Source organism: Spirosoma oryzae (genome assembly GCF_003002825.1).
GTDB classification, from domain to species: Bacteria; Bacteroidota; Bacteroidia; order Cytophagales; family Spirosomataceae; genus Spirosoma; species Spirosoma oryzae.
Genome location: NZ_PVTE01000002.1, coordinates 24,003 through 45,221 on the forward strand (window position 1 = coordinate 24,003; position 21,219 = coordinate 45,221).

At 50.9% G+C, this 21,219-nt stretch carries 22 protein-coding genes and 4 tRNA genes; 6 read left to right on the forward strand and 20 right to left on the reverse strand.

Annotated elements, in window-relative coordinates; translation table 11 throughout:
• Positions 1-102: 102 nt before the first annotated feature.
• The 15 genes from rplL to mnmC2 form a co-directional block, all read right to left on the reverse strand.
• Entirely contained in the window at positions 103-486 is a 384-nt protein-coding gene (rplL, locus tag CLV58_RS02180; RefSeq protein ID WP_106136144.1) for a 50S ribosomal protein L7/L12, read from the reverse strand.
• A 56-nt stretch (positions 487-542) separates the two neighbouring features.
• On the reverse strand, positions 543-1,076 hold the full coding sequence (rplJ, locus tag CLV58_RS02185) for a 50S ribosomal protein L10 (RefSeq protein WP_106136145.1): 534 nt from the start codon (positions 1,074-1,076) through the stop codon (positions 543-545).
• Positions 1,077-1,079: 3 nt separating this feature from the next.
• Complete coding sequence (rplA, locus tag CLV58_RS02190) at positions 1,080-1,778, reverse strand: 50S ribosomal protein L1 (protein WP_106136146.1); 699 nt, start codon at positions 1,776-1,778, stop codon at positions 1,080-1,082.
• A gap of 24 nt (positions 1,779-1,802) precedes the next feature.
• Positions 1,803-2,246 (reverse strand): 50S ribosomal protein L11, encoded by a 444-nt coding sequence (gene rplK / locus CLV58_RS02195; protein WP_106136147.1) that lies wholly within the window; start codon positions 2,244-2,246, stop codon positions 1,803-1,805.
• Between the two features lie 170 nt (positions 2,247-2,416).
• Positions 2,417-2,977 (reverse strand): transcription termination/antitermination protein NusG, encoded by a 561-nt coding sequence (nusG, locus tag CLV58_RS02200; protein ID WP_106136148.1) that lies wholly within the window; start codon positions 2,975-2,977, stop codon positions 2,417-2,419.
• Positions 2,978-3,040: 63 nt separating this feature from the next.
• Entirely contained in the window at positions 3,041-3,232 is a 192-nt protein-coding gene (secE, locus tag CLV58_RS02205; RefSeq protein WP_106136149.1) for a preprotein translocase subunit SecE, read from the reverse strand.
• A 17-nt stretch (positions 3,233-3,249) separates the two neighbouring features.
• Positions 3,250-3,320 (reverse strand) — tRNA-Trp (locus CLV58_RS02210).
• A gap of 133 nt (positions 3,321-3,453) precedes the next feature.
• Positions 3,454-4,641, reverse strand: a complete 1,188-nt coding sequence (tuf, locus tag CLV58_RS02215; RefSeq protein ID WP_106136150.1) for an elongation factor Tu — start codon at positions 4,639-4,641, stop codon at positions 3,454-3,456.
• 159 nt (positions 4,642-4,800) lie between these two features.
• Positions 4,801-4,872, reverse strand: a tRNA-Thr gene (locus tag CLV58_RS02220).
• A 14-nt stretch (positions 4,873-4,886) separates the two neighbouring features.
• Positions 4,887-4,962: transfer RNA gene (locus CLV58_RS02225), tRNA-Gly, on the reverse strand.
• Between the two features lie 105 nt (positions 4,963-5,067).
• Positions 5,068-5,153: transfer RNA gene (locus CLV58_RS02230), tRNA-Tyr, on the reverse strand.
• A 120-nt stretch (positions 5,154-5,273) separates the two neighbouring features.
• Positions 5,274-5,789, reverse strand: a complete 516-nt coding sequence (locus CLV58_RS02235; RefSeq protein ID WP_106136151.1) for a hypothetical protein — start codon at positions 5,787-5,789, stop codon at positions 5,274-5,276.
• Positions 5,790-5,896: 107 nt separating this feature from the next.
• Positions 5,897-7,912 (reverse strand): M13 family metallopeptidase, encoded by a 2,016-nt coding sequence (locus CLV58_RS02240; protein ID WP_106136445.1) that lies wholly within the window; start codon positions 7,910-7,912, stop codon positions 5,897-5,899.
• Positions 7,913-8,095: 183 nt separating this feature from the next.
• Positions 8,096-8,683 (reverse strand): thioredoxin family protein, encoded by a 588-nt coding sequence (locus CLV58_RS02245; RefSeq protein ID WP_106136152.1) that lies wholly within the window; start codon positions 8,681-8,683, stop codon positions 8,096-8,098.
• A 74-nt stretch (positions 8,684-8,757) separates the two neighbouring features.
• On the reverse strand, positions 8,758-9,426 hold the full coding sequence (mnmC2, locus tag CLV58_RS02250) for a tRNA (5-methylaminomethyl-2-thiouridine)(34)-methyltransferase MnmC2 (protein WP_106136153.1): 669 nt from the start codon (positions 9,424-9,426) through the stop codon (positions 8,758-8,760).
• 51 nt (positions 9,427-9,477) lie between these two features.
• Between mnmC2 and CLV58_RS02255 the strand changes: the two genes are divergently transcribed.
• Positions 9,478-9,987 (forward strand): DUF4293 domain-containing protein, encoded by a 510-nt coding sequence (locus tag CLV58_RS02255; RefSeq protein WP_106136154.1) that lies wholly within the window; start codon positions 9,478-9,480, stop codon positions 9,985-9,987.
• Between the two features lie 33 nt (positions 9,988-10,020).
• Here the strand turns inward: CLV58_RS02255 and CLV58_RS02260 are convergent, their stop codons facing one another.
• A complete protein-coding gene (locus tag CLV58_RS02260; protein ID WP_106136155.1) occupies positions 10,021-10,665 on the reverse strand; it encodes a phosphatase PAP2 family protein in 645 nt (214 codons plus the stop codon).
• A complete protein-coding gene (locus tag CLV58_RS02265; RefSeq protein WP_106136156.1) occupies positions 10,665-11,153 on the reverse strand; it encodes a gliding motility lipoprotein GldH in 489 nt (162 codons plus the stop codon). Before CLV58_RS02265 ends, CLV58_RS02260 begins: the two co-directional genes overlap by 1 nt.
• A 109-nt stretch (positions 11,154-11,262) precedes the next feature.
• On the opposite strand from CLV58_RS02265, the gene CLV58_RS02270 reads away from it, so the two are divergent.
• The 4 genes from CLV58_RS02270 (at position 11,263) to CLV58_RS02285 (ending at position 14,974) form a co-directional block, all read left to right on the forward strand.
• Positions 11,263-11,625, forward strand: coding sequence for a BlaI/MecI/CopY family transcriptional regulator (locus tag CLV58_RS02270; protein WP_106136157.1), 363 nt, complete (start codon positions 11,263-11,265; stop codon positions 11,623-11,625).
• A gap of 36 nt (positions 11,626-11,661) precedes the next feature.
• On the forward strand, positions 11,662-13,518 hold the full coding sequence (locus CLV58_RS02275; protein ID WP_106136158.1) for a M56 family metallopeptidase: 1,857 nt from the start codon (positions 11,662-11,664) through the stop codon (positions 13,516-13,518).
• Positions 13,519-13,526: 8 nt separating this feature from the next.
• Entirely contained in the window at positions 13,527-14,471 is a 945-nt protein-coding gene (locus CLV58_RS02280; RefSeq protein WP_106136159.1) for a hypothetical protein, read from the forward strand.
• A gap of 230 nt (positions 14,472-14,701) precedes the next feature.
• A complete protein-coding gene (locus CLV58_RS02285; protein ID WP_106136160.1) occupies positions 14,702-14,974 on the forward strand; it encodes a hypothetical protein in 273 nt (90 codons plus the stop codon).
• Positions 14,975-15,022: 48 nt separating this feature from the next.
• Here the strand turns inward: CLV58_RS02285 and CLV58_RS02290 are convergent, their stop codons facing one another.
• The 3 genes from CLV58_RS02290 to recQ form a co-directional block, all read right to left on the reverse strand.
• Positions 15,023-16,243 (reverse strand): PSP1 domain-containing protein, encoded by a 1,221-nt coding sequence (locus CLV58_RS02290; RefSeq protein WP_245882180.1) that lies wholly within the window; start codon positions 16,241-16,243, stop codon positions 15,023-15,025.
• Between the two features lie 155 nt (positions 16,244-16,398).
• Positions 16,399-17,685, reverse strand: coding sequence for a phosphoribosylamine--glycine ligase (purD, locus tag CLV58_RS02295; protein ID WP_106136161.1), 1,287 nt, complete (start codon positions 17,683-17,685; stop codon positions 16,399-16,401).
• Between the two features lie 41 nt (positions 17,686-17,726).
• Positions 17,727-19,931, reverse strand: coding sequence for a DNA helicase RecQ (gene recQ, locus CLV58_RS02300; RefSeq protein ID WP_106136162.1), 2,205 nt, complete (start codon positions 19,929-19,931; stop codon positions 17,727-17,729).
• 106 nt (positions 19,932-20,037) lie between these two features.
• Between recQ and CLV58_RS02305 the strand changes: the two genes are divergently transcribed.
• Positions 20,038-21,006, forward strand: a complete 969-nt coding sequence (locus CLV58_RS02305) for a KpsF/GutQ family sugar-phosphate isomerase (protein WP_106136163.1) — start codon at positions 20,038-20,040, stop codon at positions 21,004-21,006.
• Positions 21,007-21,219: the final 213 nt, after the last annotated feature.

Genomic DNA, 21,219 nt, shown 5'->3' on the forward strand with positions numbered 1-21,219 from the left:
TTGTCTTTTGCAAGTGCATAGACAAAAAATCTCTAAGCAGGAAAAGACCAGACGTTTTGTCTGGCCTCTCCTGCTTAGAGCAATATGTAAGTAAGCGGTTGCTTATTTTACTTCAACTTCAGCACCAGCTTCTTCGAGTTGCTTACGCAGCGACTCAGCTTCGTCTTTAGCTACGCCTTCTTTAACTGGTTTCGGAGCGCCGTCTACCAGTTCTTTGGCTTCTTTCAGGCCCAGACCGGTCAGGTCTTTAACCAGTTTCACCACAGCCAGTTTAGCAGCACCAGCCGACTTCAGGATAACGTCAAACGAGGTTTTTTCAGCAGCAGCTGGAGCAGCATCACCTGCACCTGCACCACCAGCAACCATTACCGGAGCCGCAGCTGCGGGTTCGATACCGTACTCATCTTTCAGAATGGTAGCCAGTTCGTTTACTTCTTTAACCGTCAGGCTTACAAGCTGCTCAGCGAACGCTTTCAAATCTGCCATTGTCGTATTCTAAATTTGATTGTGATACAAGATTGAATAAAAAAGTCGGATGGTAATTAAGCAGCTTCCTCGCGCTCCGACAGCGTTTTGAGGATACCAGCCAGTTTGTTGCCACCGCCTTGAAGCGCCGAAATAACGTTCTTGGCAGGCGATTGCAGCAGACCAACGATTTCGCCAATAAGCTCCTCTTTGCTTTTCAGCGCGATGAGCGTATCAAGCTGATCAGCACCAATGAACAGGCTGTTGTCGATCGACGCACCTTTCAATTGTAGCTTATCATTTGTTCTGCGAAACTCTTTGATGAGTTTTGCCGGTGCTTTGGCATTCTCAGGGTGAAACATCACCGCTGACTGTCCTTGCAACACCGTGTCGTTGAACGAGGAATAATCCGCGTCCAGGGTTTCGAGTGCCTTCTTAATGAAGGTGTTTTTCACCACTTTGTACTCGATCCCCTGCTCAAAGCATTTCCGACGAAGTTCGTTGACTTCGGCTACCGTCATGCCATTGGCTTCCGTGATGTAGAAGAAGGGAGTCGACTGAAACTTTTCAGTCAATTCCTCAATAATTGCTCCTTTGTCCTCGCGCTTCATGGCTTATATACCGGCTACTGTGCCTTTGTCAATCGTTACTCCCGGACTCATCGTGCTCGACAGGTTGATCGTTTTTACGTAAGTGCCTTTAGCCGACGAAGGCTTAAGACGCATTAGCGTAGCGATAATTTCCTGCGCGTTCTCAGCCAGTTTTTCCGGCGTAAACGATACTTTACCAATGCTGGTATGAATGATACCGGTTTTGTCGACTTTGAAGTCAATTTTACCAGCTTTCACTTCGCGAACAGCCTTACCCACCTCTGGCGTTACCGTACCCGACTTCGGGTTTGGCATTAGACCACGGGGACCAAGCACTTTACCCAAACGACCAACTTTGGCCATAACGTTCGGCATCGTGATAATCACGTCGATGTCCGTCCAGCCTTGTTCGATCTTCTGAATGTAATCGTCGAGGCCAACATAATCAGCTCCGGCTTCTTTCGCTTCGTTCTCCTTGTCCGGGGTGCAAAGCACCAGAACGCGAACCGTTTTACCCGTACCGTGGGGCAGCGTAGCAACGCCACGTACCATTTGGTCGGCTTTACGCGGATCGACGCCCAACCGGACATCAATGTCCACAGAAGCATCAAACTTCGTGTACGAGATCTCCTTCAGAATCTCAGCTGCCTGTTGGAGCGAGTATTCTTTAGCAGCATCGTACTTAGTGAGTGCTTCTTTTTGTTTTTTCGTTAGCTTACCCATTCCTGTGTTTGCTCAGCAAGTCTGTTAGTTCTCAAAGGGGGAAGCACCGCTGACGGTGATACCCATGCTGCGGGCCGTTCCAGCCACCTGACGCATTGCCGACTCAACTGTGAAGCAGTTAAGGTCGGGCATCTTGGTTTCGGCAATGGTCCGAACCTGATCCCACGTTACTGAACCAACTTTTTTCCGGTTGGGTTGAGCAGAGCCACCTTTCAGTTTAGCTGCTTCCATCAGCAGGATCGGCGCAGGGGGCGTTTTGATGACGAAATCAAAGGACTTATCCTTGTAATACGTAATCAAAACTGGCAATACCATACCCATCTTGTCCTGCGTACGGCCATTGAACTGCTTGCAGAATTCCATGATATTCAAACCTTTGGAACCCAACGCAGGACCGATCGGAGGTGAGGGGTTAGCCTGCCCGCCTTTGACTTGCAGCTTTACATAGCCACCTACTTCTTTTGCCATTGTGGTAATTTAGTTACGACCGCACGGGCGGCCCCGCTGTTGCTTAAGGTTCTTAGCCAATTCGTCACATAACCGGCCCGCACCCCTCTCGCATCAAATCAACTACTGCTGACGGGTCATCTTCTGAGGGAAGCATAAGATGCCGCGTCTCGGAAGTTTAGTTGAACCAACTAAGCTTCCTTCTCTACTTGTGCGTAACTGAGTTCTACCGGAGTATTCCGGCCAAATATTTTCACAACGACGTTCAGTTTCTTCCGGTCGTCAAATACTTCTTCTACTGTACCGATGAATCCACCGAATGGACCGTCGACAACTTTCACCGATTCACCTTTGATGTACGCTACGGTTGGGGCCGCTACTTCCTGTGCTTCTTCCTCGGCCTTACCCAAAATCCGGCGTACTTCGGCTTCACGCAATGGAACAGGAACTTTCGATGTTGTACCAACCTGTGAATTTCCCAGGAAACCCAATACGCCAGGCATGTTGAGTATCATGTCAAGGGCACGGTTGTTACCCAAATCGGCCGAAATCAGGATATAGCCCGGGAAGAACGATTTTTCCCGAACGCGCTTCTTGCCGTTGCGCATTTCGTATACCTTTTCCGCAGGAATAAGTACCTGAGGAATCACTTCGTCCAACTTTTGCCGGATGATTTCGTTATCGAGATAAGACTTGATTTTCTTTTCCTGTCCCGAAACGGCCCGGATCACGTACCATTGTATGCCGCTCATAAGAAACTATCGTTAGAGGTTACTAATCTGCTGCCGACAATGGAGCTGATTTAGCAACCGGCCTTAAAATGACTGGTAGAACGCATTAAGCGCATTCTCGAATACCAAATCAATCAGCCCAACCATCAGCGCAAAAATCAGCGACGCTACCAGTACCAGCGTTGAACTAGACTGGAGATCGCTGAATTTAGGCCAAGTCACGTTATGCTGAACTTCCTCCCAGGAGGCCTTCAGGAACGAAACAAACTTGTCCATTATAGAATCAGGATTAGCACGGGTGGAGAGATTCGAACTCCCATCAACGGTTTTGGAGACCGCTATTCTACCCTTGAACTACACCCGTATATCGACGAGCCGTGCTGCTGCCTAAAAAAATTCCGTTACGGCTTGCTTCCGAAACGGACTGCAAAAGTACGAAACAATCTTAAAAAAACAAGTGCATCTCCGTGAAGAAATGCACTTGTTTTTCTCACTTACTAGTCGAGGATTTCGGTAACCTGACCAGCACCTACGGTACGACCACCTTCGCGGATAGCGAAACGGAGACCTTTTTCCATAGCGATTTTGTTGATCAGACTTACTTCGATCGTGATGTTATCGCCCGGCATAACCATCTCAACGCCAGCTGGCAGGATGATCTCGCCCGTTACGTCCGTGGTACGGAAGTAGAACTGAGGACGGTATTTGTTAAAGAATGGCGTATGACGGCCACCTTCTTCTTTCGACAGAACGTAAACCTCAGCCTTGAACTTCAGGTGCGGGGTTACCGAACCAGGCTTACAGATTACCATACCACGACGGATATCGGTTTTCTCGATACCACGGAGCAGCAGACCTACGTTGTCACCAGCTTCACCACGGTCCAGAATTTTCCGGAACATTTCAACACCGGTTACAACCGACTTCAGGTTCTCAGCACCCATACCCAGGATCTCAACAGGCTCACCCGAGTTGATAACACCGCGCTCGATACGGCCGGTAGCAACCGTACCACGACCCGTGATCGAGAACACGTCTTCGACCGGCATCAGGAACGGCAGATCCGTCTGACGAGGAGGCAGGGGGATGAAATCATCCACGTTCTGCATCAGGTCTTCGATCGTAGCAACCCATTTAGCATCGCCGTTCAGACCACCAAGAGCCGAACCTTGAATAACAGGGATGTTATCGCCATCGAAGTTATAGAAGCTCAGCAGTTCGCGGATCTCCATTTCAACCAGTTCCAGCAGTTCAGGATCGTCGACCATATCGACTTTGTTCATGAACACTACCAGCTGAGGTACACCTACCTGACGAGCGAGCAGGATGTGCTCACGAGTCTGGGGCATTGGTCCGTCAGTAGCAGCTACCACGAGGATAGCGCCGTCCATTTGAGCGGCACCCGTTACCATGTTCTTCACATAGTCGGCGTGACCTGGGCAGTCAACGTGCGCATAGTGGCGGTTAGCCGTAGCGTACTCAACGTGCGATGTATTGATGGTGATACCACGCTCTTTTTCTTCGGGAGCGTTGTCAATCGAGGAGAAGTCCCGAATTGCGGCCAGACCCTTTTCGGCCAGCACTTTCGTAATGGCAGCCGTCAGCGTCGTTTTACCGTGGTCAACGTGACCAATCGTACCGATGTTTACGTGCGGTTTCGAGCGGTCAAAATTCTCTTTTGCCATGTTTTTAAAACGCTATTGTGAACTGTTGTTTGTTTTTGGATGAACTCGCTGAACGTCAATCAAGCCGGACGCGATCAACTCCAATTGAGAACTGACACCGTTTCGGCCTAAAACCGCACGGGCGGCTTCAATTTAAAAAAGACTCCCGAAGAAGTCTTGAGCCGTTACGGGGACTTGAACCCCGGACCTCTTCCTTACCAAGGAAGTGCTCTACCGCTGAGCTATAACGGCTTTTTGTACTGTACTGGAGCGGAAGACGGGTCTCGAACCCGCAACCTATAGCTTGGAAGGCTATCGCTCTACCAATTGAGCTACTTCCGCAAAAAAAGAAGTTATAGAGTCGTAAGGTTTTACAGTTATATAGCTGCCTGCAACTTGCAATTCAACTTTATAACTCTCTAACTATAGAACTTTATAACTTCTTTTTGGTGGGGAGTGGAGGATTCGAACCTCCGAAGGCGTACGCCAGCAGATTTACAGTCTGATCCATTTGGCCACTCTGGAAACTCCCCAATACAACTTGTAAAGAACATTTTCCGCCCCGTTCCCGGTTTGGAGTTGCAAAACTACACGATAAAATCGTGTTGTCAACACGTATCTCAAAAATAATTCTTTTTGTTCTGTCTTTTAGCTCACTTGAGCACTTGGGTCAGCCGTGATCCATCCGGGTATGTCATCTCTTCAATACGCCACCGCCCTGCTGTCTGCGTCAGCTCTAGTCGAATTTCTTTTTTACGCCCCTTCTCTTCAAATGTCGTGTATACGACAGCCCGGCTGCCACCTACTGCGGCTGGCTCGACCCACATCTTTTTCACCTCGCTATCTGGTGCTTTGAATAGCAACTCTTTTTTGAGCATGGGCTTGCTTTTCCAGATCAGCGCGGCAGTCGGCTTTGTAAAAAATTGCTCAACGAGAGCCTGATCGCTGGTTGTGCGGAAAGGGTTTTCCGTCTTCTGGTGTTCAAAATACAAAGCCCGAACAAGCCGGTCAGCGGCAGACCGAGGAGCGTCCGGGCCGGGGCGTTTCGCCAGGCTGGCAGCACTATCGGCCGTGATTGTCGTTTCAGTCGGCGTGTTCTGCTGCTTTGGCTTCGATTGACAGCCAGCAATGGATAGAACGACGATACTACAGAGCAATACGTGTTTCATTAGTCAGGGGGTTGGCTTCGTAGAACAAACGTACGATGTCGGTCATGAAAAAGCCGCATCCTGCTAACAAGATGCGGCTTTTGACGAGTTGTTTCTAAGCGTGACAATTACCAGACTTTGATACGGTCTTCCGGCTTTTTATACATCTTATTGTCCGGTTGCACATTGAACGCCTGATACCAAGCAGTGATATTTGACAGCGGCCCGTTGCAACGATACATACCCGGTGCGTGCGGGTCGGTCATGATCTGTTGTGCCTGCTGTTCCGGCAACATATTGACACGCCATACCTGCGCCCACGACAAAAAGAATCGCTGATCGGGTGTGAAGCCGTCAATCATGGCTTTTTTTCCGCTTGCTTTACCCTGTGCCGTTTTCTTAAACGCATCGTACGCGATAGCCAGTCCGCCGAGATCTGCCAGGTTTTCGCCGAGCGTCAGTTGGCCGTTTACTTTCAGCGAATCAAGCACTTTGAAACCAAAGAATTGCTCCTTAACCTGGTCAGCCCGCTTCTTGAAGTTGTCAGCGTCATCTTTTGTCCACCAATCGCGGAGGGTTCCATCGGCGTCGTACTGACGGCCTGAATCATCGAAACCGTGCGTCATCTCATGACCGATTACGGCACCGATACCACCGTAGTTGACGGCATCGTCGGCATCGAAGTCAAAGAAAGGAAATTGCAGAATAGCCGCCGGGAACGCAATCTCGTTGTTGACAGGACTGTAATACGCATTAACCGTGGGGGGCGTCATGCTCCACTCCGTCTTGTCGACGGGCTTGCCCAGACGATTGATCATGTAGTTATACCGCCACTTACTGACCGATTTTACATTACCATAGAAGTCATTGCGGGCGATGGTTACACCGTCGTAATTCTTCCATTTGTCGGGGTAGCCGATTTTACGTTTGAATGACGTCAGTTTGTTTAGCGCCCGTTTCTTGGTCTCCTCGCTCATCCAGTCGAGGTTTTTAATGTGCTCCTTGTACGACGCTTCCAGGTTATCGACCAGCGTCAGCATGCGCTGCTTGGCCTCCGGCTTGAAGTACGTTTGCACATAGAGCTGACCCAGTAAATCACCCAGTGACCCGTCGATCAGGCCGCTAATGCGTTCCCAGCGGGGTGTCTGTACTTTTTGCCCCGTCAGAACGCGTGAGAACGCGAAATTCTGTTTGACGAACGCGTCGCTCAGATACGGTGCGCCGTCCTTGATGATGTTCCAACGCATGTACGTGCGCAAGTCTTCGATGGGCGTAGCCGTAACAAGACTGTCGAGCGACTTATAGAAGGTCGGATTTTGTACCAGCACCGTGTCCTGATTACGTACACCAAACTTTACCAGTTGGTCAGCCCAGTTAATACCGGGTGTCTGCTGACTGAAACTGGCAACGGTTAACTTATTGTAGGTTTTATACGGATCGCGCATCTCGACCCGCGACATCTGGGCTTTTGCCAGTGCCGTTTCCATCCGCATAATCACGTCCGCGTCCTGCGATGCTTGGGTAGGTTCTTCACCGATCAGCGCGAACATCTTCGTCACGTTGTCTCGGTAAGCATCGCGTATCTTCTGACTGCGACCATCGTTTTTCAGGTAATAGTCGCGGTCGGGAAGCGAGGTGCCCCCCTGCCCAAAGGAAGGCAGGTATTTGCTGACATTTTTACGATCCTGCGTGATGCCGAAGTTGAACAGCATCCCGTTGCCCTGCGATCGCTGGTAAGCCAATTCGTCGAAGAACACCGTCTTGTTGTTGACTTTCTCGATACGGGCCAGGTCAGCCTTGATCGGATCAAAACCACGCTGGTCGATCGCAGCGGTGTCCATCCCACTGCTGTAAAAGTCGCCGACCATCTGGTACAGTCGTCCCTTCGTCGTGGTTTTAGCGGCATCGTCCAGCAGCGTTTTCATGGCGGCTACGCTTTTGTCGCGCAGTTCGTTGAAACTACCCCACGACGTTTTCGACGCCGGAATCTCGTTTTTCTTCAGCCAGTTGCCGTTAGCATACAAATAGAAGTTGTCACCCGGTTTGACCGACATGTCCATGTTCTGCGGATCGATAAACTTCCGGGTGGCAATCGGGGCTACGGGTAAGGGTTTTTTAACCGGTGGTACCAGAATATGGGCCATTGCGCCTGTAGCCTGCAAGGCAAGCGCTACAAACACCAGTTTGGTTAGTTGCTGATTCATGAAGTACACGTAAACTTTTGTTGAGTGTAAAGGGTCAAATTTACAGTTTATTTACTTCTTCTATACGCAAAAAAGCACAGCCGGCGAACTGCGCTTTCACACTATGACCAAATTTTTTGCTAGCTACTGACCCGCCACCGACGTTTTGTAAGCCCGGGCATACGTACCGTCCTTGTATTGATCGAAGGGTTCTTTCTGGTGGTTGTTGCCGCCGAAATACGTGATGATCTGGTGGAACAATTGAGGCTTCAGATAGCCGGGAATAGGCTGAATCAAATTGAATTTTTCGTCCATAAACACCGTCGTGGGGTAGCTCATCTGATTTTTGAGCAAAGCCGCAGCCAGTTCGTGTACTCCCCGACTTCCTCCGCTTATGTATTTGAACGTCTGCTTGCCCAGTGTCACGTCGGCCGTTTGTTCCGCGTTGAAGCGAACGGGGTAATAATTGGCGTTGACATAGTCGACTATAGCAGGTTTCGAGAAGGTTTCCCGGTCCATTACTTTGCACCAGCCACACCAGTCGGTATACACATCGATCACGAATTTGCGCGGTTGCTTCTGCGTGAGGGCATACGCTTCCTGAATCGTCAGCCACTTTATATGTTTAGGCTCGGATTTAACGGAAGCTGATTCGGAAGCAGGCGCGGGAAGCCGAAACGCACAGAGCGCAAACAGCCCCAGTGTAGCGGCAAGCAGCAGAAAACGAGTCATAGTCGGACGGGCGTTGATTGATGGAGGAGTGTCCCTTTCTGTAACGTTCAACAGGCCATAAAATTAGCGGCTACTCAATTTTTGACCGCTCGTAAAACATCCCGTTTGTGGCGCGGGCCGGAGTGCTTTTCAACGGTCAAACCAGCCGCCCGCATCGCCCGTTGAACAATGCTTTTGGAACAGTACGTTGTCAGTAATCCACCGGGTAACAAGAACCCCGCCAGTTTCGAAAACATATCGACTTCCCAAAGCTCCGGCTGCGAGGTCGGCGAAAAGGCATCGAAGTAGATGAGCTGGAATTGGTGCTCCGTGTTGAACTCCTGCAAACTCACCTGTCGTTTTTCCAGGGTAAAGAATGGCGTGATAGCCACTGCTTCATTCCAGGGAGCTTCGTGCAGCGCGGCCAGTTGAGTCGTGGCCAGTAGTTGATCATAATTCAACCGGCGCGCTTCCGCTAACGGGACCGGCTCAGTGTCGATACTTACGTAGTGAACAGGCCGCTGGAGCCGCTCGGCTTCGCGAAGAGTCAGGAGGGCATTCAGGCCGGAACCGAAGCCCATCTCAAACAAATTGATCGGTTCGGCCGCAAATCGATCGAAAGCCGGAAACAAGCCGAGTTCGATATAAACCCGCTGTGACTCCTGCCAGGCTCCGTAGACAGAATGATAACTTTTCTCTAAATCGCCGTTCACCAGCGTGTGTGATCCGTCGGCCGTCATGATCACCCGAATTGCCGTATTCATACCATTACTTTTTCGGCTACTTTTGCACTATACAACCTTACAGACGTATCTATGATTCAACGCGTTCAAAGCATATTTTTAGTACTCATTACCATTTGCATGGTCGTCGCCCTGTCCAACCCAATCTGGGAAAAAATGGGGGCAAAACCGTCGGAAATGGCGCACCTGACGGCGCTGGAATACAGTCAGCAGCAGGTTGTGGCAGCGCAGGCTGGGCTTCCGCAGCAAGTAGCACCCAGCACGGCCGTTACGCCCGTCTGGTACCTGGCGCTGCTGATCGCCATCGTTGGCCTGGTCGCACTCTATACAGTTTTCCAATACCGGAATCGCCTGACACAAACAGCCCTGTGTGCGATTAACGCCATTATGCTGACTGCTATCATGGGTATCGTACTGTACCGGACTTTATACACTAGCAAGAGCTACGGTAGTCCCGGCGATCAGGGCGAGTATCAACTCGGCTTCTACGCACTTGTTGCTGCGCTGATCTTCAATGCACTGGCGAATCGTTTTATTCGACGCGACGAGAAGCTGGTTCGCGGAGCCGACCGGCTTCGGTAATCGTATTGACCGTATACCTTTCGACCGGCCAGCTTATACAGTTGGCCGGCCTTTTTTTTGGTCCTGTGCAACCCAGCGATACATCAGCAGATAAACCACCACCGTCGAAACGGTCCCGATGGTCGATCCCACGTATGCATCCTCCACGAAATGCTGGAAGAGATACACCCGCGAGTAGCCCGTCAGCGCAGCTATCACCAGAAAAAACCAGCCCCGCCCCTTCCGCTCGTCCAGTAGTGCCAGCATACCAAACAACGCAAAAGCCGATGTCGTATGCCCCGACGGAAAGCTGTTGTAGCTATGAATGTCCAGCCCTTTAATGATGTGGTATTGATACGTCGAATGCTCAAACGTTTTCAAGGGCCGAAGCGAGTCTGAGAAGACAACCTGTTTGAGAAATAGCGACACCAGCGACGACAGGGCAAAGCTGGCGAAAGCCATCAATCCAATTCGGCGATTATTGATTGCCAGAAGCAGACAGACGAGCACAAAGAAAACACCGTCGCCCAGATAGGTTACGTATGGAAAGACTTCGTCGGCTGCGGGCGCATTACGCACATTGACCCATTGCATCAGTTGCTCCTGCGAACGTGTTAACTGTAACACGCCGACTACGATCAGCAGCAGCAGGTACGGCAGAAAAAAGGCGTAATTGGCGCGAATGATTCGGAACACCATCAGTTTGATGAATTGGCTGGCTTGGCCCGCTCGACGCTGATACCAACGCTCTGCACGTTCAGCAGCGGATCTTGCCGCATATACTGCCGAAGCTGAATGGTGTACTTGCCCGGTTTTGGAAACAGGTAGTTTCGTTTAAACAGAAACTTGTGGTCGAACAAATCCCCTAGCCCATCGCCATTCGGCTTACCCGTTTTGGGGTCCATCAGGATCAGCTCATCCAGTTTCGACTCGATTTCCTTTCCTGAACTATCACGCAGATAGCGGGTCAGGTATAGGTTGTAATACCCGTACGACAGACTATTGCGCAGGTTGTAGTAGAGATTATATGGAATCGACGCGTCCTTGATCTCAAACGTAAACGACGGTGCATTCTTGATGTACCATTTACCGTCGTCGATATCAGTGTATTCGTTGAAAACGGCATTAGAATCGCAGCCGACGAGCAAGCCGACCAACAGTACCAACGCCCAAACCGTTTGTTTCATAGCGTACTATACGAAGTTGCAAAGCTACGACAGGTAGCGGTGGGTGCCAAACCGCAAAAAAACTATGACGATAGTTTGGAAACGAGAAAACTAGTTATAAATTTGATTTATGGAAAAGCTGACCGCTAAAGAGGAAGAAGTGATGCGGGTATTGTGGAAGATGGAGCAGGCCTATGTAAAAGACATGGTGCCGCTCTTCGACAATCCACCACTGCATTACAATACAGTGTCGACCATTATTCGCAACCTGGAAGAAAAAGGGTACGTGGGTCATAAAGCTTACGGCAACACCCATGAGTACTACCCCATTGTCTCGAAAGAGTTCTACCAGAATCGGTTCGTCCTGAAAAAGGTTGTCGGTGACTACTTCGATAATTCGTACAAGAATCTGGTCAGCTACTTTGCGGAGAACGAGAAAATCTCGGCCGACGAGTTACGCGAGATTCTATCGCTGATCGAACAGAAAAAGTAACGGGCTTTTCGCTTCACCACACCAAATTCTTCTCCAATGGAAACGCTGCGTTATGTGTTGCTGGCCAATGGTCTGCTGATCGTGGTAAGCGTTGCCTTTTACTTACTGCTCCGGCGCGAGACGTTTTTCAACACCAACCGGCTTATGCTCTGGCTGGGCGTTTTGTCGGTACTGGTGCTCCCGGCGCTACAGTTTCCTGACTGGCGTCCGCAACGCGTACGATCTGCCATGCAACACACCGCTCGGGTGATTGCGCCGAGCGTACTACCGCGTACACCGGTAGCGCCCCCCGTGACAATCACGTTTCCGAACGGCCGCTCCTACCCCGTTACACCCGCCCGTCGATTGGCCCGGTTTGGCTGGTCGTGGCAACTGGCGCTGATCGGCCTTTATCTGGTAGGCGTCGGTAGTCTGTTTATCCGTTTCCTGGTTCAGCTCGTTTCCATTCGGCGGCTTGTCCATCGTTCGGCCCGACAGCCTTATGACACCTTTACGCTGGTAACGAACCCGGTGGTCGACGCTCCTTTCTCGTTCTTCCGATGGATAGTACTCAACCCAGCTCGACACACGGGCGACGAGCTGGAGCAGATTCTGCGGCACGAACGCGTCCATGTCCGGCAGCGACACAGCCTGGATATGCTGATGGCCGAGGGGGTGTGCATCGTTTTCTGGATGAATCCGGCGGCTTATCTGTTCCGAAAACTGGTTCACCAGACACTTGAATTTTGCGCCGATCAGGCAGTACTGGCTGAGGGTATCGACGCCCGATCGTATCAGTACAATCTGCTCAAAGTAAGTCTGGCATCGGGAACGACACCCATTGTGAACTCCTTCAGCACGTCGCAGCTTCGCGATCGTATCCGGATGATGAACCGGCAGCGGTCACGCTGGTTTAAGGCGCTTAACTACCCAGTCGTTATGGTGTTGAGCCTGGCGGTAGTTACGGCCTTTGCGCGCCACAAGGCCGAGCAGATCGCCACACAGGTGGCCGAACCCGTAGCGCGGTCATTTGTAGCTGAGCCTGTAAAAAGTATCAAAATATATACGAATGATTTACCGCTAACTACAGACTCTGTGGTTGAGTTAAATAACTCAGAAGTCAGACAAGATAGTCTAGAACAATCTGTGGTCGCGGTATCCATAGATTCATCAAAAATTGCTCGGACCGATTCTATCTACCACAGCGACTCTAAGTTAGTCGCTTATAAAGAAGATGTTTTACACTGGGTTATTACTCCTAGAACGACATTGGACGAGTTTAACGGGCTCCAGCGTGAGCTTGCCAAGCATGGTTGTAAACTGCAATTGCGAGAGATCAAGTACAATCCTGGCTATCAATACATTGATCGAATTGACATTACCGTCATCGAGCCTGGCTCGGGGATGACTGCCTTTAGAGACACAGTCAATGACAACGGCAATCCAATAAAGGCAATTGCTGGTCATCTTTCGGTTGGCAGCCGGCGGGGGCACAGAGGGATAGGTACTGTAGATGACTATGCTCTCTATTTCCCCGAAGAACTCAAATCACTCGCCAGTATTGATACCAAATCAGCGGCTACTTTTGTTGGCAGTGACCCTGAATCTGCCCTTGCGGCAACCCCATCTAAGCTTCAAGGAAGGAATCTACTTTCAACCCGTTACGACCGACTTTATTTCGATAACAAGTCTACGAAGAGCAGTGGCATTTTAGTAAAAGCCGACAAATCATTGGTTGTCGACAACGACTGTCGATCGGCATCTATTTACATTAATAATGAACCTGTCGATGCTGAGGCAATCAATCTATGGACCGTCGACAAGCTCTACGCCGTCGTCAAGAGATCAAGCTATGACCCCGTAAGTAAGCACATTACACCTGTTGCCCTGCTGTTATATACGACCAATAAATAGCGATTGCTATGTACGCCTTTACGAATCGATTTACAGGTTTTGGCCTCCGCGATCGTATCCGGATGATGAACCGGCAACGGTCGGGCCCGCTGGCGTTCGTACGGTATGCCGCGTGGCTGGGTGCTGTTGGCTTAATCATTCTGGCTTGCCGACATACAACCGATCAGCCGGTAACGCGTTATGCTGGAGCACTGCCAGCCACGAGCCCGACGCGGGCATTGGTTGCGGATCTGGAAGACACAGGTTTCTGGTATCGGCACATGGCGTTGTTTACCGACAAAAAACGTACGGAGATAACCTATGGCGAGCCAATCCTGGTGTCTGTTAAGCAGGATAAGCTACAGTTATCGCCCGACCATCAATGGGATACGGCTATCTTCATCGATGGTAAAAAAGCAACGCCCGACGCACTCGCTCAGCTATCCCCCGACCAGGTCGACGAGTTGTTTCTGATGCATCAGTTCGAGAATCTCCGGGGAGCCGATCACACTATTCTTCCGTATCAGCTGATGATTCAGACGCGGGGAAAGGTACTGCCATTCGACATAAATCGACAAGCGTTCTTTACACTCCTTCAGGCAGCTGATCTATCCAAACACCCATTGGGCGACTCGTATTCGTTTACGATGAACCAGTTGTTGGAAGCGACTTTTTTCCACAACAAAGACGCGCTGGTCGAACGAACGAAGGACGATCATCTGAAAGTTTACGACGAGTTTCTACCGACGACCGAAATCTTTATCAATAACATCCGATCGACGGCGGCCGACGTTGCGACCATTCACATACGGGAAGTAGCGCGGCTGCATACGAAAGAGCGTCCATTCAGAAACTGGTTTCGGCGCGATAACCCCACCCCCCGTTTTGCCTTGTTTATCCAGACAGAGCCCAAGCGTGCAAACCGGGATAGCAGTTACTACGTCTTTAGCCCCTTTTACACGGGCGATTTTTGATAAACCAGCCCCGTTGATCGGTACGTTAAACCAGCAGGTGCGATTAATCGTCAAAGAAGCGTTATATACCAACACGAACCTGACGGATGAAACGGCTTCTCTTCTTAGTACTAGTGGTTACCCCTTTTACGACCTGTCTGGCGGATCACACAGCCACGTCAGACTCCGTACCCGCGCAGAAACCGAGGCCAAATAGACAATCGCCGTACCAGCCACCGCCACCGATTATTATGCCCGGCACGCACCTGGATACAAACTTCAGAACGATAGCCAGGCAGGACCCCGCCGTCAGACGGGTAGCACCCGGTTGGTTACGCGACCGCACGAAAGGGGAACCAACCTATATTCTGGATGGTAACGTAGCCACCGTCAAGCAGATCAGACGACTCAAGCAGAGCGATGTGGCATCGATCACAAGTATGGATGGCGAGAAGGCCGTTGCGCTGTACGGACCAAACGCTAAACACGGACTGCTGCTAATTACAACGAAAGCCGGCTTGTAGGCTTAAAACGGAAAAAGCCCGACCTGCGCAGGTCGGGCTTTTTCCGTTTTAAGCGTTACCGTTATTGGCTGACTTGGGCGTTCCGGCGGTATTGCTCCCCCCACTCCCTTTAGGCTTCTTCTTTTTCTTTTTGGCGCTACTGCTACTACGCGTGGCATACTTGGCGTCGAGCTTTTGCAGGTCACTGTTTAACGCGGCTGCCTTGACCGGCTCCTTGTCACCGATTGGCGTCAGTACATCGAACGATTCCGGGATAACGCCCCGCTTGTTCAACTCAAGAATTTCCATGACCCGGTTGATCGGCAACGGATGCCAAGTACTTTCCGAACTGTAGCCAAACCACATCAGCTTGCGGAAGATATCCGTCTTCTGTAGCCATGCCCGCCCTTTCTGCGTTTCGAGCGGCTTATCCACGGCTGGAATGTCGCGCAGGGCGTCCATGTACGTATCCAGTTCGTAGTTCAGGCAGCACTTGAGTCGCCCACACTGCCCCGACAGTTTAGCCGGATTCAGCGACAGGTTCTGATACCGGGCCGCCGACGTCGCGATATTCTTGAAGTCGGTAAGCCAGGTCGAGCAACACAGCTCACGACCACACGAGCCAATACCGCCGAGCCGTCCGGCTTCCTGCCGCAGACTGATCTGCCGCATTTCAATCCGGGCTTTGAACTCGCTGGCCAGCATCTTGATCAATTCCCGAAAATCGACTCGCTCTTCCGACGAATAGTAGAACGTTGCTTTCGTATTGTCCGACTGAAACTCCACATCAGAGAGTTTCATGTTCAGCTTTAGCTCCCGGATGATTTCACGAGCGCGGTACAAGGCCGGCAAGTCGCGCAGCATCGCCTGCTCGTGCCGATCCATGTCTTTCGGTGTAGCAATCCGATGAATAACCTTGGTGTCGTCGTTGATCTTGACACTTCGTTTTTTCACCTGTAACCGCACCAGTTCGCCCTGTAGGGATACCGAGCCAATGTGAAAGCCCGATTGCATCTCAACCACGACGTAATCGCCGGTTGTCAGGTCGAGCTGATGCACATTCCGGTAATATTCTTTTCGTCCGCCTTTGAACTTAACTTCAATGACGTCGTATTTTTTCGGACCGGGCATGGCAATATCGCTCAGCCAGTCGAATGAATTCAATTTATTGCAACCGCCCGTGCTACATCCACCACTGCCGCAGCCTGCCGTCGCCGTTTTCTCTCCCGGCTTGTCGGCGGCTCCGCGCTGGGTTCCACACCCGCCGGTTGCACACGATTTGCATGACATAACGTTTATAGTTGTATGGTTGTGAACTTATAGGGTTGTAAAGTCATAAAGTTTCATGGTTGTAAAGTTAGCTCTGCCGGTGTACTAATGCGCCAGCCAACTTTATAACCATACAACTTCATAACTATACAACTTCACAACTTCATCACTTCCTTCTAATCAGAATACCGAATCAGGTCGAGCCCGATGTCTTTCCGGTATTGCTTCCCGTCAAACTGTACCCGCCGGGCCGCTTCCTGCGACTTCCGAACGGCGTTTTCGAGTGAGTTAGCCTGTGCTGTGAGCACCAGTACCCGCCCACCATTGGTCAGAATCTGACCGTCCTCCGCTTTTGTGCCCGCATGAAACGCAGTCACGTCTTCTAAACGATCGAGTTCCGAAATGATTTTACCCGTCTCGTAGCCATCGGGATATCCGCCTGACACAACGACAGTCGTCACGGCTGTCTGGGGCGACACCTGCAAATCGATGTTCGCCAGTTTACCCTGTGCAGCCGCCATCATTAACTCAGCGAAATCAGTCTGAATACGCGGCAGTACGACTTCCGTTTCCGGGTCGCCCATGCGCGCGTTGTATTCGATCACGTAGGGTTCGCCATTTACTTTCATCAATCCGATGAAAATAAAGCCCCGGTATTGAATACCGTCCTGCTGCAAACCGGCTAATGTCGGCTTGACGACTTTCTCCTCGACTTTGCTCAAAAACGACGGCGTGGCAAACACAACCGGCGACACAGCGCCCATACCGCCTGTGTTCGGCCCTGTATCGCCTTCACCAATGCGCTTGTAATCCTTTGCTTCGGGTAAAATCTTGTAGTTCACTCCATCGGACAGTACGAAAACCGATAGTTCAATGCCCCGCAGAAACTGCTCGATAACCACTTTATTACCAGCAGACCCGAACCGACCGTTGCTCAGCATGTCGGTCAGCGTCTGCTGCGCTTCAGCCACGGTTTCGGCAATGATGACGCCCTTACCTGCCGCCAGACCGTCGGCTTTCAACACGATGGGCAGCGAATGACTTTCCAGATAGGCCAATCCTTCGTTGAGTGTATCAGCCGTAAAGGTTTGTGAGGCAGCCGTGGGGATACCATGTCGCTGCATAAACTGCTTGGAAAAATCTTTGCTACCTTCCAGTTGAGCGCCCTCCGCGTCTGGACCGACAATTGGCAATTTCGCCAGATCAGGCTGCTGCCGCATGTAATCGACGACGCCTTTGACGAGTGGTTCCTCCGGTCCAACGATTAGCAGATCAATGCTTCGGGTGCGAATGAGATCGGCAATGGCCGGAAAATCAGTGGCTGATACAGGTACGTTGGTAGCAACCTGCGCCGTCCCGGCATTTCCCGGTGCAACCAGCAGCGTATCGCAGAGTGGACTCTGGGTCAGTTTCCAGGCAAATGCGTGCTCCCGACCACCCGAGCCAAGTAAAAGTATGTTCATCACTACAAAATTAGTCCGTTGCGGCAACCGCCCCAATTGACTTAGTTAGCTACTTCCGACAGGAATTTGATGCGCATCAGACGCAGATCCTGCTCGGTAAAATCGTCGCCACCGAACTGCTCCATTGCCACGGCAATGTTGTCGGTTTCGGCTTGCATGAAATAATCAAAAATCTCGTCCTGCCGGTCCTCGTCCATCACTTGGTTGATGTAGTAATCGAGGTTGAGCCGCGTACCAGAGTAACAGATGTGTTCGATTTCTTCCATCAGATCTTCCATCTGTAGCGACTTCGATTCGGCAATCTCGTCGAGGTCGACCTTCCGGTCAATCTGCTGAATGATGTAAATCTTGACTTTTGATTTGTTGACAGTCGACTTGATAACGACGTCTTTCGCGGTTTCAATGTCGTTGTCTTCGACGTACTTGGCGATCAGTTCGATAAACGGTCGCCCGAACTTCTGCACTTTGCCCAGCCCGACACCATTGATTTGCGCCATTTCCTCCCGCGTCGTGGGATAGGTCGTGGCCATCTCTTCCATCGACGGGTCCTGGAAAATAACGTACGGGGGCAGGTTTTTCTCCTTGGCCACCTTCTTGCGCAGGGCTTTCAGCAAACCCAGCAACTCCTGATCGTAAGCGGCCCCACCCGACGTTGGCGCAGCATCTTTATCCTCGTCTTCGTCGGTCGGCAGGTGGTCGTAATCGTGGTTTTTGTGTAGCGTCAGCGGATACGGGTCCTCGATGTAATTCATACCCCGCTGCGTCAGCTTTAGAATGCCGTAGTTATCGACATCCTTTTCCAGATACCCGTAGATCGTTATCTGTTTGATGAGGGAACACCAGAACTCAGCTGTCTCGTTGAACTCACGACCCTTACCATACACGTCGAGCCGATTGTGCTCGTAACTGGTTACGTACTGGTTCGACGTTGCCGTCAGTACGTCGCTCAGGTGCGTAACGTCGAAGCGCTGATCGGTTTGCAGAACGGTTTGCAGCGCCAGTACCACCTCGTTTTGCACTTTAAACGTCGGCGCGGGCTTGACACAGTTATCGCAGAAACCACAGTCTTTCTCCATGTATTCCCCGAAATAACCCAGCAACTGCCGACGACGGCATACACCCAGGTTGGCGTACGATACCATCTCACCCAGCAGGTGTTTGGCGTTATCCCGCTCCGTTACCGACTTATCTTTATTGAATTTCTCCAGCTTCTGAATGTCGTCGTAGCTGTAGAACATCACGCAGTTACCTTCCAGCCCATCGCGTCCGGCCCGACCGGTTTCCTGATAGTACCCTTCAAGCGACTTGGGGGCATCGTAGTGGATAACAAACCGAACGTCGGGTTTATCGATACCCATCCCGAAGGCAATTGTCGCACAGACGACATCGACGTCTTCATTCAGAAACGCGTCCTGATTGTGCATCCGGGTTTGCGGGTCCAGGCCGGCATGGTACGGCAGCGCCTTTACGTCATTTACGCTCAACAACTCGGCAATTTCTTCAACCGTTTTACGGCTCAGGCAGTAAATGATACCGGACTTGCCTTTGTGCTGTTTGACGTATTTAATGAGCTGCTTCTTGGCGTCAACCTTCGGCTTGATTTCGTAGTAAAGATTCTTTCGATTAAACGACGTTTTATAAAGGTGAGCATCCTCCATCTGGAGGTTTTTCTGAATATCCTGCTGCACTTTCGGCGTAGCGGTAGCCGTCAGCGCGATAACGGGGAGATTACCGATGTTATCGACGATGCCCCGAATTTTTCGGTATTCCGGCCGGAAGTCATGCCCCCACTCCGAGATACAGTGTGCTTCGTCGATAGCGACAAACGAAATATTGGCTTTCTTTAAAAAATCCAAATTTTCTTCTTTCGTCAGCGACTCCGGCGCGATGTATAACAGCTTCAATGTACCGTTCAGCGTATCGCGTTTGACACGGTTCATTTCCGTTTTCGACAGCGTCGAATTCAAAAATTGCGCGTTGATACCGAAGGCGTTTAGCTGGTCTACCTGATTTTTCATCAGGGCAATCAGCGGTGAAATAACCACCGCAGTGCCCTCGCTAACAATAGCAGGCAGTTGATAGCAGAGTGATTTGCCGGCTCCGGTCGGCATAATCACGAATGTATTATACCCGGACAGGATGCTATGGATAATCGCTTCCTGATCGCCCCGGAACTGATTGTAGCCAAAAATTTCCTTTAGGCGTTCTTTGAGAGTCGTATAGACTGTCTGATCAACCTGCATCATTCTACAAATCGTACAAAAGTTACTTTACGCTAATTCGCTTGCGTATCTTTGCTTCTACTGATAGCGAATATACAGAGCAAACTATTCTTCATCGCGATAACGACCGTTGAAAGTACTAAAAAATCCCAAAAACACGGCACAGGCGGTGATGCTGGCTGAAGCCGATGCCATTCGTCAGGCAGTCGACCTGCTGGACGACCAGTTTGTAGCTGTCGTGCAAACGATTTTAACTGCCACCGGCCGGGTCGTCGTCAGTGGTGTGGGAAAGAGCGCACTGATCGGTCAGAAGATCGTTGCAACGCTAAATTCAACCGGTACCCCGGCTTTATTCATGCACGCAGCCGACGCCATCCACGGCGACCTCGGTATGCTTCAGGCAAACGACGTGGCCCTGATTCTCTCAAAGAGCGGTAACACGGCCGAGATAAAGGTGCTGGTTCCGCTGCTTCGGCGCATCACAGTCCCCCTCGTAGCGATGGTGAGCGATCGGGACTCCTATCTGGCCCGTCAGTCCGACTATATTCTGCACGCTTACTGTGCCTGCGAAGCTGATCCACTTGACCTCGCCCCGACAACCAGTACGACGGTGGCTTTGGCACTAGGCGATGCGCTGGCCGTAGCGCTGCTGGAAGCCCGCGACTTTACCCGCAGCGATTTTGCCCGATACCATCCGGGCGGATCACTTGGTAAAAAGCTTTATTTGAAGGTGGCTGATATCTTTCCCCACAACCAGTGCCCCCGTGTGTCACCGGAGACTGCCGTCAAGGAAGTTATTTTCTCTATTTCAGCAAATCGCCTGGGGGCTACGGCTGTTGTTGACGCAGACAACAAACTTCGTGGGATCATCACCGACGGTGACATTCGGCGTATGGCGTACGAACATGACTCCTTTCTCGACCTGCACGCCCGTGACGTTATGACACCGGCACCCGTTTGCGTTCCCCCCGACGAGTTCGCGGTTTCGGCGCTCCAGATAATGCAGGAGCGAAACATAACCCAGTTGATTGTAGCGGAAGGCGAGACAGTGGTCGGCTTCGTTCATTTACACGATCTGTTACGGGAGGGCCTTGTCTGATTTTGACCCGTTGTCATCAGTAAGTGACCCTTGTGGCACATACATGCATTACACGGTTCCCCACATTTAGGCCAATGTGGGGCTTTTTTGTTTTTTATCAATTATCTATATGATTATTTCCAACAAATAGAGACTTTTTGTTTAACAGTGCGCTGATTATCTTAAACAGCGTTCCACACCACACATCCACACATTGGGGAAAATTCTTCTACA